This window comes from Collimonas pratensis, assembly GCF_001584185.1.
Taxonomy (GTDB): Bacteria; Pseudomonadota; Gammaproteobacteria; order Burkholderiales; family Burkholderiaceae_D; genus Collimonas; species Collimonas pratensis.
In genome coordinates, this window is sequence record NZ_CP013234.1 from 2,619,688 (window position 1) to 2,633,048 (window position 13,361).

A 13,361-nucleotide genomic window follows, 5' to 3' on the forward strand; every position below is an offset into this window, starting at 1 on the left:
TACTTTTCAATATGGAGCAATCATGAAAATCGCAATTGTGGGGGCCGGGGCCATCGGCGGCTATGTCGGCGCCAAGCTGGCGCTGGCTGGAGAAGAGGTGAGCTTCATGGTGCGCGGCGCCAATCTTGAGGCGATCCGGCGCAACGGCATGCGGCTGATCATGGAAGACGGCACGGAACATGTGGCCGACCAGGTCGCGGCGAGCGACGATTACCGCAAAACCGGGCCGCAGGATCTGGTGATCCTGGCGCTCAAGGCGCATCAGCTGGACGCCGTGGGACACGAGCTGCACCACTTGCTGGGACCGCAAACCAGCATCGTCACCATGCAGAACGGGATTCCCTATTGGTATTTCCACAAGACCGGCGGCGCCCTGGAAGGCAGCAGCCTGAAGATGGTGGATCCGAGCGGCAAGCTCAGCCAGCAGATTCCGCCGGCGCGCGTCATCGGTTGCGTGGTCTATCCGGCATCGGAGCAGGTCGCGCCTGGCGTGGTGCGCCATTTCGAGGGCGAACGCTTTCCCTTGGGCGAGCTTGACGGCTCGCATAGCGAACGTGTGCAGCGCATTTCAGAATCGTTCACCAAAGCCGGTTTCAAGGCCCCGGTGCTGGACGATATCCGTTCTGAAATCTGGCTCAAGCTATGGGGCAACCTGAGCTTCAATCCGATCAGCGCCTTGACCCATTCAACCCTGGTCGATATCTGCCAGTTCCCTTTGACGCGCGAACTGGCCGCCGCATTGATGACAGAAGCGCAGACGATTGCGCACAAACTGGGCATCAGTTTCCGCGTGCCGCTCGACAAGCGCATCGCCGGCGCCGAAAAAATCGGCAAGCACAAGACCTCGATGCTGAAAGACGTGGAGGCGGGCCGGGCGCTGGAGATTGATGCCCTGGTGGGTTCGGTGATCGAGCTGGGCCGCCTGACAGCAACGCCGACGCCGCAGCTGGATACGGTCTATGCGCTGGTGAAACTGCTGGCCAAGACCTTCGAAGAAGAGCGCGGGCAATTGCAGCTGCGAAGGGTGGCCTGAGGCCGGTACAAAACTAAATTTGCCAGCGGTGCACAATCTTGACCGGCGTCAAGGAATGGCCAGGAAAACCACCCCAGAATCAGGCATCGCACCTATTGTGCGCATCGCCGCAATCCGTCAGCTGTCGCAACAGATAAAAATATAAGCAGCCTAAAATATCAGGAGACAAGACGCATGGAAACCAGCAATTCCAAGGGCGCCCCTAATCGGTGGATCCAACTGATTATCGGTATTATCTGCATGGGCTTAGTCGCCAATCTGCAATATGCGTGGACCTTGTTCGTGACGCCGATGGATGCCAAGCATCATTGGGGACAAGCGGCGATTCAGCTATCGTTTTCAATTTTCATCGTGACTGAAACCTGGCTGGTGCCGATCGAAGGCTGGCTGGTCGACAAGTTCGGACCGCGTCCGGTGATTGCCGTCGGCGCCATTTTTGCGGCGGCCGGGTGGGTGATCAATTCGATGGCGACCAGCCTGTTCGAACTATATGCAGCGGCGATCATCGCCGGCGTCGGCGCCGGTTGCGTCTACGGCACCTGCGTCGGCAACGCCTTGAAATGGTTTCCGGACAAGCGCGGCCTGGCGGCCGGGATGACGGCGGCAGGCTTCGGCGCCGGCGCGGCGGTGACGGTGATCCCGATCGCCAACATGATCCAGAGCTCCGGCTATGAACGCGCCTTCCTGTTCTTCGGCATCCTGCAGGGCGTCTGCATTTTCCTGCTGGCGATGCTGATGGTGCGGCCGGCGCCGCCGAAAGGCATCGTGGTGTCGAAGAAACTGACCATGACCAAGATCGACTACAAGGCTGGACAGATGATCCGGACCCCGGTGTTCTGGGTGATGTACGTGATGTTCGTCGCGGTGGCCGCCGGTGGCCTGATGGCAACCGCACAGCTGGCGCCGATCGCCAAGGATTTCGGCATCGCCAAGCTGCCGATCACCTTGCTTGGCGTGACCTTGCCGTTGCTGACCATGACGCTCTCTATCGATAATCTGTGCAACGGTTTCACGCGTCCTTTGTGCGGTTTCATTTCCGACAAGATCGGCCGTGAAAACACCATGTTCATTGTCTTTATCGGCGAGGGCGTGGCGCTGCTCGGGCTGATGCAATACGGTCACAATCCTTATGCGTTCATGGTGTTTGCCGCTCTGATATTCCTGTTCTGGGGCGAGATATTCTCCATCTTCCCAGCGATCTGCGCCGATACCTTCGGCAGCAAGTTCGCTGCTGGGAATGCCGGCACGCTGTATACCGCAAAGGGAACCGCCGCCTTGCTGGTGCCGCTGACCTCGGTGCTGTCGGCCGGCGGCGCCTGGAACCGGGTCTTCATCGCGGCGGCGGCGATCACCATCGCCGCCGGTCTCGCCGCCAAGTTCGTGCTGGCGCCGATGCGCAAGCGCTGGGTGGAAAAGCCGGCGCCGGCCGCAGCGCCGGCTAAAGAGACCCACGGCAGCAGTGCTTCAGCAATCGTCGAGCACTCGGCATAAGCAAGCAGCGCAGCGGCGATTCTCGCCGCTGCGTAGTCACTTCACGCAGCTCGCTACTTTTCCTATCTTCCTCAATTGATATAAGAAGTTCGCATAACTAAATTATGTTGCGGCACGGAAGTTCTGCAACAAAAGATGCCCTCTGGGGACCGCTGCGATCCTGCGGCACAAACAAAAACAGCCAATCAGAGATTGGCTGTTTTGTCTTGCGTATTACTTACTGGCAGCGCCCAGGCGGCGCTGCTGCATCGGCGCTGGCCGGAATTACATGCCCCAGGTGTAGGAGGCGTCAGCTTTGTCGCTGCTGCTTTCCGCATCAAGCGCTTCGCGCAGGTTGATGCCAAACACGGTAGCAGCCACGGCATACGCAACGCCTGCCACTTTTGCGGAAAAACCTGTGCTGTTGTTCGCCGGGGTGAAGCTATTGGTTGCTGTCGTCATGGTGGTGCTCCTGTCAAAGTAGAAATCTTCTTTTGCTGCTTTGCATTATAGAGATTGAATAGTCATTCTTCTAATGACATTATCCGATAACAGGTATGCCATCTGTCAATATCTTGCGCTGCAATATAGGCGGACAGGCTCAGAATACAACAACATTTCTGCTGTTTAGGGGTGTGGTCTTGAAGCAACGGCTTGGCTATCCTGGAATAGTTTCATTTCGGTAATCAAATCGGCTGCGCGTGTTGCCACCGCAGCCGCGGCCCGCCTGCTATCCATTGATGTTCATGCGCTGCGTATGCGTCCATTGATGATCGTCGTCCGCTACGGTTGAGTCGTAACTGCCGTAAGTCATGCCTTCACCGGGCCATGGATTCATGATGTACAGGTAATTCACGCCATTCAGGATTTCGTAGCCGCGTCCGACCACGATGTGGCCGCCGCCGCTGGTCCAGCCGTAGCGCATCACGAAAGGCCGGTTGGCGTTGATGTCACTCACCACATGCGCCCACGACAGGTAGTTGCTGAGAGCCTTGTTCGGCACCCCCCAGTAGCTCAGGATGTCTTGCACGCTGCCGTTGTTGCCATACATGCCGTTTGGCTGGTTGGCCTGGCTGTTCCAGTTGAAGCGGCTGTTGCCGCAGGCGTAGTTGATGCCGAAGGCCCAGTTGACTATGTTGCACTGACTGGGCGTTTTCCGGTAGAAATTCAATACCGCCTTGCTGGAGCCTGCCCAGCACCATTCGCTGTGTTCCTGCGTCACCAGCGGCACATTCAAGGTCTTCGAAGCGGCGAATGCCATTGGCGCCATCAGCACAAGACAGGCGCCCGCAATCATGCGGCGTAAGGTTTTAATCACGTTCACTCCTGGAGTGGGTTGAAGATCAGCGGAAGTTGGCGAGATTCGCCTGGACGGCGGCGCGCAAGGATTCTGCAAACTGGCTGGCGTCTACCAGGCCGCCGGCAGCGTCAGCGGCGCTGCCGGTTTTGCTAGCGCGCTGTTGCAGCAGCGCTTCACGTGCCGATTGCAGCGGCGCGAAGCGGGGAGTTGTGCCGTTGCCGGATGCGACTTCAAGAAAGTCGGAGCGGGCCTGGAAGATGCGGATAAATCGCAGGTTAGAACGATTGGCGTTGCCGTGAAACTGCATCAGGGCGTCGAGGTCCTTGGACAAGCCGGCGCCGCCGTAAGACGTGGTTTGCCACGTGCCGTTGATTTTTTCCACGGTCGCCAATCCGATCGGACGATTGTCGCGGCTGATCAGGAAGCGCCATACGCCGGTGGGCCTGGCCATGGAGCTGAAATCGCTGCGCGGCGTCAGGATGTCTTTCGGATTTACTGTGTAGACCGGGAAGCCGTAGGCGATACGGGCATCTTTCAGGTCCTGGACGTCAGTGACGTCGAGCGGGAAGCCTTCGGGCAGGGTGCCGGCGTGGGCTTGTATCTGGTTCCGCACGAATTCGGCAAAACCGCGCGTGGCAGCGGCGCTGGCGTCGCTGCCTTCGGTTTGCTGGAGCTGGAGAGGTGTCTGCATAGCGCTTGCTTGTGCATGCAACGGAGCATTCATGGCGAGCAGAGCGGCGCTGAGCATGAAAGCCTGGACGGCGGGTTTAGCGTGCATCGTTGATTTCCCTTTAGATTGTGATCGACAAGGTTCGTGGAAATGCGCTGCCAAGCTCCGGCGCTCGGGTCGGGCGCATGGGAACGGCAAGACGGCAGCAGCCGTACCAATCTAGGATGGGAGGAAAGCCAGGAACAGCTGTCAGAGTTGACAGCGTGACAGTTCAGGAAGCGCAGCAGCGCTTAGATTTTCCCCTGATGCTTCAGCCGGCTCAAGGTTTCCGCTGAAATGTTGAGATAGGTCGCCAGCTCTTTTTTAGGAATGCGGTCGTAGAGCTCGGCATGCTTGCGCAAGAACCTGTGTACGCGGCCCGGCGCATCCAGCAGATGCAGGGTGATGGTGTGCGCCATGATCTCGCTCATCAGGCGCATCACTTCATATTCAAAGGTTTGCTTCAGCTGCGGATGGCGGTCCATGAAGGCGGCCCATTGCTGCAATGGCAATTTGGCAACCCGCGCCTTGGATACGCAGACGATGCTGTAAGGCGCCGGCGTCTTCAGGCGCCAGGCGGCGTAGCTGGTCTCCATGTCGCGCTCGTCGGCGAAGCGCAGGATCATTTCCTTGGCTTGCTGGTTGGTGACCACGCGCTTGAGTATGCCGTCCAGGATGAAATATTGCTCCATCTCGTGTACGCCCTGATGCAGCAGGATTTCGCCTTTGCCGCCATCCACCACCACCAGGTGGGATTCGAGCTCAAGCATGTCACTCTCGCTCAAGCCTTTTAAAACATTGTTTTGACGCAGTTGAACGCGAATGATGTTTTTTTCTGGATGGTTTTCTATGAGGATCATGTAAGCAATTTGGTAATAGTCGGCAGCGCCCAAAGATGATGCGGCAAAACTTGACCGAGGTCAATGAAGAGCTAGGGTCGCCCTAGCTAATATGGCATCAAGCAAGGCAACAAGAAAACCCAAGAGACAACCGACAACAGGAGGAATGATGGCAGCTGTGATATCCGAGCCGAAAGTGGCAACTAGTACGACCGCTGACGATACGCTCAAGCGCAAGAGCCGGGAAGCCGGCGTAGTGTCGGGCGGCCATCTGGTGGCGCGGGCGTTGAAGAATGAAGGCGTGGATACCATCTTTACCCTGTGCGGCGGCCACATCATCGATATCTACGATGGCTGCATCGACGAGGGCATCCGCATCATCGACGTCCGTCACGAGCAGGTCGCTGCCCACGCGGCCGACGGCTATGCGCGCCAGACCGGCAAGCTGGGCGTGGTGGTCACCACCGCCGGCCCAGGCTGCACCAACGCCGTGACCGGCATCGCCACCGCCTTCCGTTCGGAAAGCCCGGTGCTGCATATCGGCGGCCAGGGCGGCATCACCCAGCACATGATGGGCTCGCTGCAAGATTTGCCGCACACTGAAATGATGCGGCCGATCACCAAATTTTCTGAAGGCGTGCGTTCCACCGAACGCGTGGCCGACATGGTGTCGATGGCGATCCGCGCCTGTTTCGCCGGGGCTCCCGGCCCAGCGTACCTGGAAATCCCGCGCGACGTGCTGGACCGCGAGATCGAGATCAGCAAGGCAGTGATTCCGGCCGCCGGCCAGTATCGCGCTTCGGTCAAGTCATTGGGCGACGTCGCCGATATCGAAAAACTGGCCGACATCCTGGTGCAGGCAGAACGGCCGGTGGTGCTGTACGGCGGCCAGGTCTGGTCTTCGCGTGGTCACAAGGAAGCGATCGACCTGGTGCGCGGCCTGGATATCCCGGCTTACTTCAACGGCGCTTCGCGCGGCCTGCTGCCGCCGGGCGATCCGCATCATTTCGACCGCACCCGCCGCGAAGGCTTCGACAAGGCCGACGTCATCCTGATTGTCGGCACGCCGTTCGACTTCCGCATGGGCTACGGCAAGCGCCTCGGCCTTAACGCCAAGGTGATCCAGATCGACCAGGATTATCGCACCGTCGGCAAGAACCGCGACATCACGCTCGGCCTGGTCGGCGATCCGGGCACTATCCTGGGCGCAGTGCTGCAAGCCGCCAGCGGCCGCATCAACAAGGGTGCGCATGAAAAGCGGCGCGCCTGGATGAAGCAGCTGCAGCAGCTGGAAGCGATCGCCACGGAAAAGCTGATGCCTTTGTTCAAATCGAACAGCTCGCCGATCCATCCCTATCGCGTGGCCTATGAAATCAACGAGTTTCTGAACGACGACACCATCTACATCGGCGACGGCGGCGACGTCGTCACCATCTCGGCGCAGGCAGTACGTCCGCGCAATCCCGGGCAGTGGATGGATCCGGGTGCACTCGGCAGCCTGGGCGTTGGCACCGGCTTTGCGATTGCCGCCGGCCTGGCCAATCCGGAAAAGGAAGTGATGTGCTACTACGGCGACGGCGCCTTTAGCATGACTTCCTTTGACATGGAAACCGCCAACCGCTTTGGCGTGCCTTACATCGCCGTGATCGGCAACAACTCGGCGATGAACCAGATCCGCTACGGCCAGCTGGCCAAGTACGGCGAAGAACGCGGCAACGTCGGCAACCTGCTGAGCGATATCCCTTACGGCAAGTTCGCCGAAATGTTGGGCGGCCATGGCGAAGAGGTGCGCGATCCGGCGCAGATCGCCGGCGCCTTGCAACGGGCGCGTGAAGCGGTGCGCAAGACGCGTCGCTGCGCGGTGGTGAATATCTGGGTCGATCCTGCCGTGTATGCGCCGGGCACGATGGCGCAAACCATGTACAAATAAGCCGCATTGCTGCAGACGAGCACAAGCATTAGATCAATTGAACAGGAGTTTGAAATGAGCAAACCACTAGACGGCATTCGCATCATCGATTTTACCCACGTCCAGGCAGGTCCGGCGTGCACGCAGCTGCTGGCCTGGTTCGGCGCCGATGTGATCAAGGTTGAGCGTCCCGGCTCCGGTGATGTCACCCGTTCTCAGCTACGCGATATTCCGGATGTCGATGCCCTGTACTTCACCATGTTGAACAGTAACAAGCGCTCGCTGACGCTGGATACCAAGAAGCCGGAAGGCAAGCTGGTGCTGGAAAAACTGATCAAGGAATCCGATGTGCTGGTGGAGAATTTCGGCCCCGGCGCGCTGGACCGCATGGGCTTTTCTTGGGAGCGCATCAATGAGCTCAATCCGAAGATGATCGTGGCCTCGGTCAAGGGCTTCAGCGATGGCCACCACTACGACGATCTGAAGGTTTATGAAAACGTCGCCCAGTGCGCCGGCGGCGCCGCCTCCACCACCGGTTTCTGGGACGGCCCGCCGACGGTCAGCGCCGCCGCCCTGGGCGACAGCAATACCGGCATGCACCTGGCAATCGGCATCCTGACTGCGTTGATCGGCCGCGACAAGACTGGCAAGGGACAGCGGGTCGCGGTGTCGATGCAGGACAGCGTGCTCAACCTGTGCCGCGTCAAGCTGCGCGACCAGCAACGACTCGACCGCCTCGGCTTCCTGGAAGAGTATCCGCAATATCCGCACGGCACCTTCAGCGACGTCGTGCCGCGCGGCGGCAATGCCGGCGGCGGCGGCCAGCCGGGCTGGGTGCTCAAGTGCAAGGGCTGGCAGGAAGATCCGAATGCGTATATCTACTTCACCATCCAGGGCCATGCCTGGGCGCCGATATGCAAGGCGATCGGCAAGGACGAGTGGATAGACGATCCTGCCTACAACACGCCGAAGGCGCGCCAGCCGCACATCACCGAGATTTTCGATACGATTGAAGTCTGGCTGCAGGACAAGACCAAGTTCGAAGCGGTGGATATCTTGCGCAAGTTCGATATTCCTTGCGCGCCGGTGCTGACCATGAAGGAACTGGCGAACGACCCGTCGCTGCGCGCCAGCGGCACCATCACCGAAGTCGACCACAAGGAGCGCGGCAAATACCTGACGGTAGGCAGCCCGATCAAGTTCTCTGACCTGACACCGGAAATCACGGGTTCGCCTTTGCTGGGCGAGCATACCGACGAGGTATTGGCCAGCCTCGGCTACAGTGCCGGGCAGATTGCCGAGTTGCATAGTGCGCAAGCGGTCTGAAGAAGCGGCAATCGCCGCCGGATAGCCTCCAGAGCAGCGGCGCCCACCTCGGGCGCCGTATTTACTTGGATACGGCGGTTTTACACCACAACAGGAGCAGTGTCATGTCTAGCGCAATCGATCTGGATCAGCTGGTGCAGGCGGTCGGCGACGCCATCGTGATTTCCGATGCCGGCGGCGCCATCACTTTATGGAATCCGGCAGCAGAGCGTATGTTCGGCTTCAGCCAAGCGGAAGCGTTGGGAAAATCGCTGGACCTGATCATTCCCGAACGCCAGCGCCAACGCCATTGGGACGGTTATCAAAAGACCATGGAGAGCGGCATCACGCGCTATGGCAACGATGTGCTGCGGGTGCCGGCGGTGCATAAGGACGGCCACACATTGTCGATCGCATTCACCGTGGCGCTGCTGCGTACGCCGGCCGGCAAGGTGGCGGCAATTGTCGCCGTCATCCGCGACGAAAGCAGCCGTTTTGCCGAAGACCGCGTCTTGCGCAAGCGCCTGGCAGAACTGGAAGCCAAGCTGGCGGCGCAAGTAGCGGAATCCAGCTAACATCACGCTTACAGCAGCACCAGCGACATGATGACGATGATAAATATAATCAGGAGATTTTCATGAGCAAAGCACTGGATGGCGTGCGCATTCTCGATTTCACCCATGTCCAGTCCGGACCGACTTGCACCCAGCTGCTCGCCTGGTTCGGCGCCGACGTGATCAAGGTCGAACGGGCCGGCGAGGGCGATGCTACACGCGGGCAGTTGCGCGACATTCCGGGCGTCGACAGCTTGTACTTCACCATGCTCAACCATAACAAGCGTTCCATCACACTCGACACCAAAAATCCGAAAGGCAAGGAAGTACTGGAAACCCTGATCAAGGATTGCGACGTCCTGGTGGAAAATTTTGCCCCCGGTGCGCTCGACCGCATGGGCTTCAGCTGGGAGCGCATCCAGGAACTGAATCCGCGCATGGTGGTGGCCTCGGTCAAGGGTTTCGGCCCCGGCAAGTACGAAGATTGCAAGGTCTATGAAAACGTCGCCCAGTGCGCTGGCGGCGCCGCCTCGACCACCGGCTTCGACGACGGCCCGCCGATGGTGACCGGCGCCCAGATCGGCGACAGCGGTACCGGCCTGCACCTGGCGCTGGGGATAGTCAGCGCGCTGTACCAGCGCCACACCAGCGGCCGCGGGCAGAAAGTGTTGGCGCCGATGCAGGATGCCGTGCTCAACCTGTGCCGGGTCAAGCTGCGCGACCAGCAGCGGCTGGAACGGACCGGCACCATGCACGAGTATCCGCAATACCCGGACAGCAAGTTCGGCGAAGCGGTACCGCGCGCCGGCAACGCCTCCGGCGGCGGCCAGCCGGGCTCGATCCTGAAGTGCAAGGGCTGGGAAACCGACCCCAATGCCTATATCTATTTCATCACCCAGGGTGCGGTCTGGCCGGCGGTGTGCAAGGTGATCGGCGAGGAGGGCTGGATTACCGACGAAGCCTACGCCACGCCGGCGGCGCGGCTGCTGCATCTGAAGCCGATCTTTGCCCGCATCGAGCAATGGACCATGAGTAAGACCAAGTTCGAGGCGATGGATATCCTGAACCAGTACGATATTCCTTGCGGTCCGATCCTGTCGATGAAGGAAATCGCGGAAGAACCATCGTTGCGCGCGACCGGCACGATCGTGGAAGTCGATCATCCGACCCGCGGCAAATATCTGACAGTAGGCAACCCGATCAAGATGTCGGACAGCCCGACCGAGGTGACCCGTTCGCCGCTGCTGGGCGAGCATACCGAAGAAGTGCTGGCGCAACTGGGTTATGGCAAGGATTACATTGCCATGTTGCGCGAAGAGAAGGTGATTTGATTTAGGTATACGGTTAAACAGGCCCGGAGCCGGCTCATTATCGGTTCCGGAACGCCTGTCAGCTTTCATTTTCAGTGCCCGCCAGCTGTTGTGTCTGGCGACGGCAGGGTTGCATCCGGCCTGCGCGCGCTTACATTTTTTGCCCTATCCCAAGTTTATTTCTGGATATACTTCCCCCGTCGTAGTTGACACAACATTTCATAACAATCAAACCGGGGGATTAAATGCTGTTGAAATCATATGTAAAGATTGTGTTTTTTGTCACTTTGCAACTGGGGCTGGCGATGCAGGCTTCTGCCAAGGAGGCTGATCAGCCGACCGCGCAGGCGAGCGTGAGCGATAGTGCAGTCGGTCCCAGCGCGGCGGATTTTCCGGCGGCCGGCAAGGCGGTGGAAGTGGTGTTTGGCGATGCGATCATCGATTTGAACTTCAAGGATCTCACGACCTTGTCGATCTATTGCCGCTCCGGCATCTTCAAGGGCATCACCGAGGTAGTGCAATACACGGCGGTCAAGATTCGCCCGCAAGTCTACATGGTGTACTGGCACGAGCCGGATTCCAAGCTGAACGTGGTGCATATGGAGGATTTCGAGCACGGCACGGTGTATACCAATGTGTCCTATCCCGACGGCAAATTCGTGCATTTCAAGGGCACGATAAAAATCGTCGGGGATGCAAAATAACTTTCTTGCGTCAATGGCAAGATCAAGCGTTTGAGGCAGGATAAGGCAGAGAGCCGGCCGCTGCATTTCTGGCCGGCTCTCTGTTAGGGTGCGTTTTAAGCGGTCTGCAGCTTTGAGTGCTCCAGCAGGACGATTTCCTGGGCCACGCTCCAGGCATCGTTGGCGGCATTCTTGCGGCCGGCGACGTGCGCCGCCAAGGTAGCGCCGTCCAGCAGCATGACTACCTGGCGCGCCAGTTTGGTGGCGACGCTTTTCCCCACCAGCGGTTCCAGTACATTCTTGACCAGGTCGGTCAGGCCTTTCTTCTGGCTGGCGGCGGTGCGCAGGATGGCATTGTCCGTACCGTGGAATTCCGCTGCTGCCGCTGCAAACATGCAACCGGTGAAATTCACTTCGCGGAACCACTTGTCGTGCCACATGAATACGCCATGCAGCTTGTCCATCGGTGTTTCGAATTTTTCGAGAAACAAGGAGAGTGAATTCGCGCACATCGTCATGCGTTCTTCCAGTACTTCCACCACCAGCTCCTTTTTCGATGGAAAGTATTTATACAGTGTCATCTTGGCGACGCCTGCTTCCGCCAGGATGCGGTCGATGCCCACCGCATGATACCCATCTTGGGAAAAGAGCCGCGTTGCCGTATCAATAAGTATCTGTCGTTTTTCTTTCATACGGGTCATTGATTAGGTGTAAGTTACGTGAATGGTTACGCAAATAAGCATGCGATAGGCCGGTAGCGCAAACATGGAAAAGCGGCTGCCGGGCATGAACTGCTGCAATTGGTACAGTGTACAGTACGGTATATTATCTCAGTATTTGTTGTCGTGGATACAAGTTAGCTGTCGGTAGTAAAAACTGGCTGGCAAGCGTTGTAAAACGGTGTTGCAACACTATCATCGGCACTCATCCCAGGCTCTGATATTTCAATTATATGACAGACCTGTCTGTTTAAATTTAGGATATTATAAAAATTTTGTAGCCGGCGTTTCAGCCGCTTGCACAAAAATTAAGGGTGGCAATGGCAGTCACGGTTTAAACACTAATTTGAGGAAGTTACATGAGTTATCCGACCGTAGCGAATTCGCAAGTCACAGAAGCGTTTCATGCAGTAAACCTTCATCAAGACGTCTACCAAAGCCTTCGACAGCCTTATTCCGAGCTTCCCCTCGATACCATCGTCTCCATGCTGGTTGCCGATCCAGAGCTGGAAAGCCGTTTCGACAACGACCGCGAGCTGTTCGAGCTGCTGATGAACAAGGTGCGCGCCACGCTGGCCAAGGCCCTGGCGACAGACGACGACACAGCCTTGTGCCTGGTGCACCGGACGCTTTTCATCTTGCTGGACATGCACGTGGCCTCGGCGACCAGTTTCGCAGCCGCCAATCAATCCAATCATTACTTGCAGCAGATGCGCAATGAGATCGAAAGAGCATGGCTGGCCTCCGGCGATTCGTCGCCGCTGGCGCGCATCAGCGCCGACATGCCGCTCACCGATGCCTTGCGCTTTCTGTGGAGCGAACATACCGTCTCCAACCATCCTTTGTTCGACTACCTCGAGACCACTGCTTCGCACGGCCAGTTCGTCGAATTCTTCCGCAGCGATGCAGCGCTCAACATCCGTTTCTTCGATCTGATCGCCTTGATCCTGGTCGGCTCGGATGAAATCACGCGCAAGGAACTGGTGCAGAACCTGTGGGACGAATCGGGCAACGGCAATTCCACCCGCAGCCACGTCAACCTGTTCCGCAAGCTGCTGGACATGGTCGGCGCTGAAAACGTCGAAGATAATCATGCTTCGTCGCTCGGCTGGCAAGGACTGGCCGGACATAACCTGTTCATGCTGACTTGCCTGCAGCGCAAGCATTACTTCAAGGCGATCGGCATCATGGCGATCACCGAGCTGCTGGATCCGCGCCAGTATGAAAAGCTGGTGCACGGCTGTCATCGCATCGGCCTGGGCAAAGAAGGTGAAGTCGATTACTACAAGGAACACATCAGTATCGATATCGTCCATGCGCAGGGCTGGCTGGAAAACGTGATTGTGCCGCTCGATGCGAAATACCCTGAAGCGCGCGCAGAAATCCTGCAAGGCGCCATGTTGCGCCTGAATACCTGCCAGGATTATTACGACGCCTTGCTCGGCATGCTGCAAGTGCATGCGCCGGTAGCAAAACAGGCCTGACCGGCAAGGTAGGAACGCAACAAGCAAGGCCGTCAACCGATACACC

At 58.4% G+C, this 13,361-nt stretch carries 13 protein-coding genes; 8 read left to right on the forward strand and 5 right to left on the reverse strand.

What is annotated here, in order from left to right; translation table 11 throughout:
• The first annotated feature begins 22 nt into the window (after positions 1-22).
• Together CPter91_RS11910 and oxlT are read left to right on the forward strand one after the other, a co-directional pair.
• Entirely contained in the window at positions 23-1,033 is a 1,011-nt protein-coding gene (locus tag CPter91_RS11910; RefSeq protein ID WP_061940457.1) for a 2-dehydropantoate 2-reductase, read from the forward strand.
• 174 nt (positions 1,034-1,207) lie between these two features.
• Positions 1,208-2,524 carry an oxalate/formate MFS antiporter gene (gene oxlT, locus CPter91_RS11915; RefSeq protein WP_061940459.1) on the forward strand — a complete coding sequence of 439 codons (1,317 nt, stop codon included), beginning with the start codon at positions 1,208-1,210 and terminating at the stop codon, positions 2,522-2,524.
• Between the two features lie 264 nt (positions 2,525-2,788).
• Here the strand turns inward: oxlT and CPter91_RS26930 are convergent, their stop codons facing one another.
• From CPter91_RS26930 to CPter91_RS11930, 4 genes are all read right to left on the reverse strand, one after another.
• Positions 2,789-2,965 carry a hypothetical protein gene (locus tag CPter91_RS26930; RefSeq protein ID WP_167595161.1) on the reverse strand — a complete coding sequence of 59 codons (177 nt, stop codon included), beginning with the start codon at positions 2,963-2,965 and terminating at the stop codon, positions 2,789-2,791.
• A 268-nt stretch (positions 2,966-3,233) separates the two neighbouring features.
• Positions 3,234-3,821, reverse strand: coding sequence for a C39 family peptidase (locus tag CPter91_RS11920; RefSeq protein WP_236906011.1), 588 nt, complete (start codon positions 3,819-3,821; stop codon positions 3,234-3,236).
• Positions 3,822-3,846: 25 nt separating this feature from the next.
• Positions 3,847-4,494 carry a hypothetical protein gene (locus CPter91_RS11925; protein ID WP_236906012.1) on the reverse strand — a complete coding sequence of 216 codons (648 nt, stop codon included), beginning with the start codon at positions 4,492-4,494 and terminating at the stop codon, positions 3,847-3,849.
• A 269-nt stretch (positions 4,495-4,763) separates the two neighbouring features.
• A complete protein-coding gene (locus CPter91_RS11930; protein WP_061946148.1) occupies positions 4,764-5,372 on the reverse strand; it encodes a Crp/Fnr family transcriptional regulator in 609 nt (202 codons plus the stop codon).
• Between the two features lie 145 nt (positions 5,373-5,517).
• Here CPter91_RS11930 and CPter91_RS11935 point away from each other — a divergent pair, with 145 nt between their 5' ends.
• The 5 genes from CPter91_RS11935 (at position 5,518) to CPter91_RS11955 (ending at position 11,133) form a co-directional block, all read left to right on the forward strand.
• A complete protein-coding gene (locus CPter91_RS11935; RefSeq protein ID WP_417924853.1) occupies positions 5,518-7,281 on the forward strand; it encodes a thiamine pyrophosphate-binding protein in 1,764 nt (587 codons plus the stop codon).
• Positions 7,282-7,335: 54 nt separating this feature from the next.
• Positions 7,336-8,586, forward strand: coding sequence for a formyl-CoA transferase (frc, locus tag CPter91_RS11940; RefSeq protein ID WP_061940463.1), 1,251 nt, complete (start codon positions 7,336-7,338; stop codon positions 8,584-8,586).
• Between the two features lie 104 nt (positions 8,587-8,690).
• Positions 8,691-9,140 (forward strand): PAS domain-containing protein, encoded by a 450-nt coding sequence (locus CPter91_RS11945; RefSeq protein ID WP_061940465.1) that lies wholly within the window; start codon positions 8,691-8,693, stop codon positions 9,138-9,140.
• A 62-nt stretch (positions 9,141-9,202) separates the two neighbouring features.
• Positions 9,203-10,450: a formyl-CoA transferase gene (frc, locus tag CPter91_RS11950; protein WP_061940467.1), complete on the forward strand. Its 1,248-nt coding sequence runs from the start codon at positions 9,203-9,205 to the stop codon at positions 10,448-10,450.
• A gap of 224 nt (positions 10,451-10,674) precedes the next feature.
• Positions 10,675-11,133, forward strand: coding sequence for a MoaF-related domain-containing protein (locus CPter91_RS11955; RefSeq protein WP_061940470.1), 459 nt, complete (start codon positions 10,675-10,677; stop codon positions 11,131-11,133).
• A 95-nt stretch (positions 11,134-11,228) separates the two neighbouring features.
• Here CPter91_RS11955 and CPter91_RS11960 read toward each other — a convergent pair whose 3' ends face one another.
• Positions 11,229-11,804, reverse strand: coding sequence for a TetR/AcrR family transcriptional regulator (locus CPter91_RS11960; RefSeq protein ID WP_061940472.1), 576 nt, complete (start codon positions 11,802-11,804; stop codon positions 11,229-11,231).
• 386 nt (positions 11,805-12,190) lie between these two features.
• Here CPter91_RS11960 and CPter91_RS11965 point away from each other — a divergent pair, with 386 nt between their 5' ends.
• On the forward strand, positions 12,191-13,315 hold the full coding sequence (locus tag CPter91_RS11965; RefSeq protein WP_082792794.1) for an iron-containing redox enzyme family protein: 1,125 nt from the start codon (positions 12,191-12,193) through the stop codon (positions 13,313-13,315).
• The last annotated feature ends 46 nt before the right edge of the window (positions 13,316-13,361 follow it).

Bases quoted from the DNA above. Each gene is read 5' to 3' on its own strand.
- CPter91_RS11910 (WP_061940457.1), top strand. From the start codon at position 23: ATGAAAATCGCAATTGTGGGGGCCGGGGCCATCGGCGGCTATGTCGGC.
- oxlT (WP_061940459.1), top strand. From the start codon at position 1,208: ATGGAAACCAGCAATTCCAAGGGCGCCCCTAATCGGTGGATCCAACTG.
- CPter91_RS26930 (WP_167595161.1), bottom strand. From the start codon at position 2,965: ATGACGACAGCAACCAATAGCTTCACCCCGGCGAACAACAGCACAGGT.
- CPter91_RS11925 (WP_236906012.1), bottom strand. From the start codon at position 4,494: ATGCAGACACCTCTCCAGCTCCAGCAAACCGAAGGCAGCGACGCCAGC.
- CPter91_RS11930 (WP_061946148.1), bottom strand. From the start codon at position 5,372: ATGATCCTCATAGAAAACCATCCAGAAAAAAACATCATTCGCGTTCAA.
- CPter91_RS11935 (WP_417924853.1), top strand. From the start codon at position 5,518: ATGATGGCAGCTGTGATATCCGAGCCGAAAGTGGCAACTAGTACGACC.
- frc (WP_061940463.1), top strand. From the start codon at position 7,336: ATGAGCAAACCACTAGACGGCATTCGCATCATCGATTTTACCCACGTC.
- CPter91_RS11945 (WP_061940465.1), top strand. From the start codon at position 8,691: ATGTCTAGCGCAATCGATCTGGATCAGCTGGTGCAGGCGGTCGGCGAC.
- frc (WP_061940467.1), top strand. From the start codon at position 9,203: ATGAGCAAAGCACTGGATGGCGTGCGCATTCTCGATTTCACCCATGTC.
- CPter91_RS11955 (WP_061940470.1), top strand. From the start codon at position 10,675: ATGCTGTTGAAATCATATGTAAAGATTGTGTTTTTTGTCACTTTGCAA.
- CPter91_RS11960 (WP_061940472.1), bottom strand. From the start codon at position 11,804: ATGAAAGAAAAACGACAGATACTTATTGATACGGCAACGCGGCTCTTT.
- CPter91_RS11965 (WP_082792794.1), top strand. From the start codon at position 12,191: ATGAGTTATCCGACCGTAGCGAATTCGCAAGTCACAGAAGCGTTTCAT.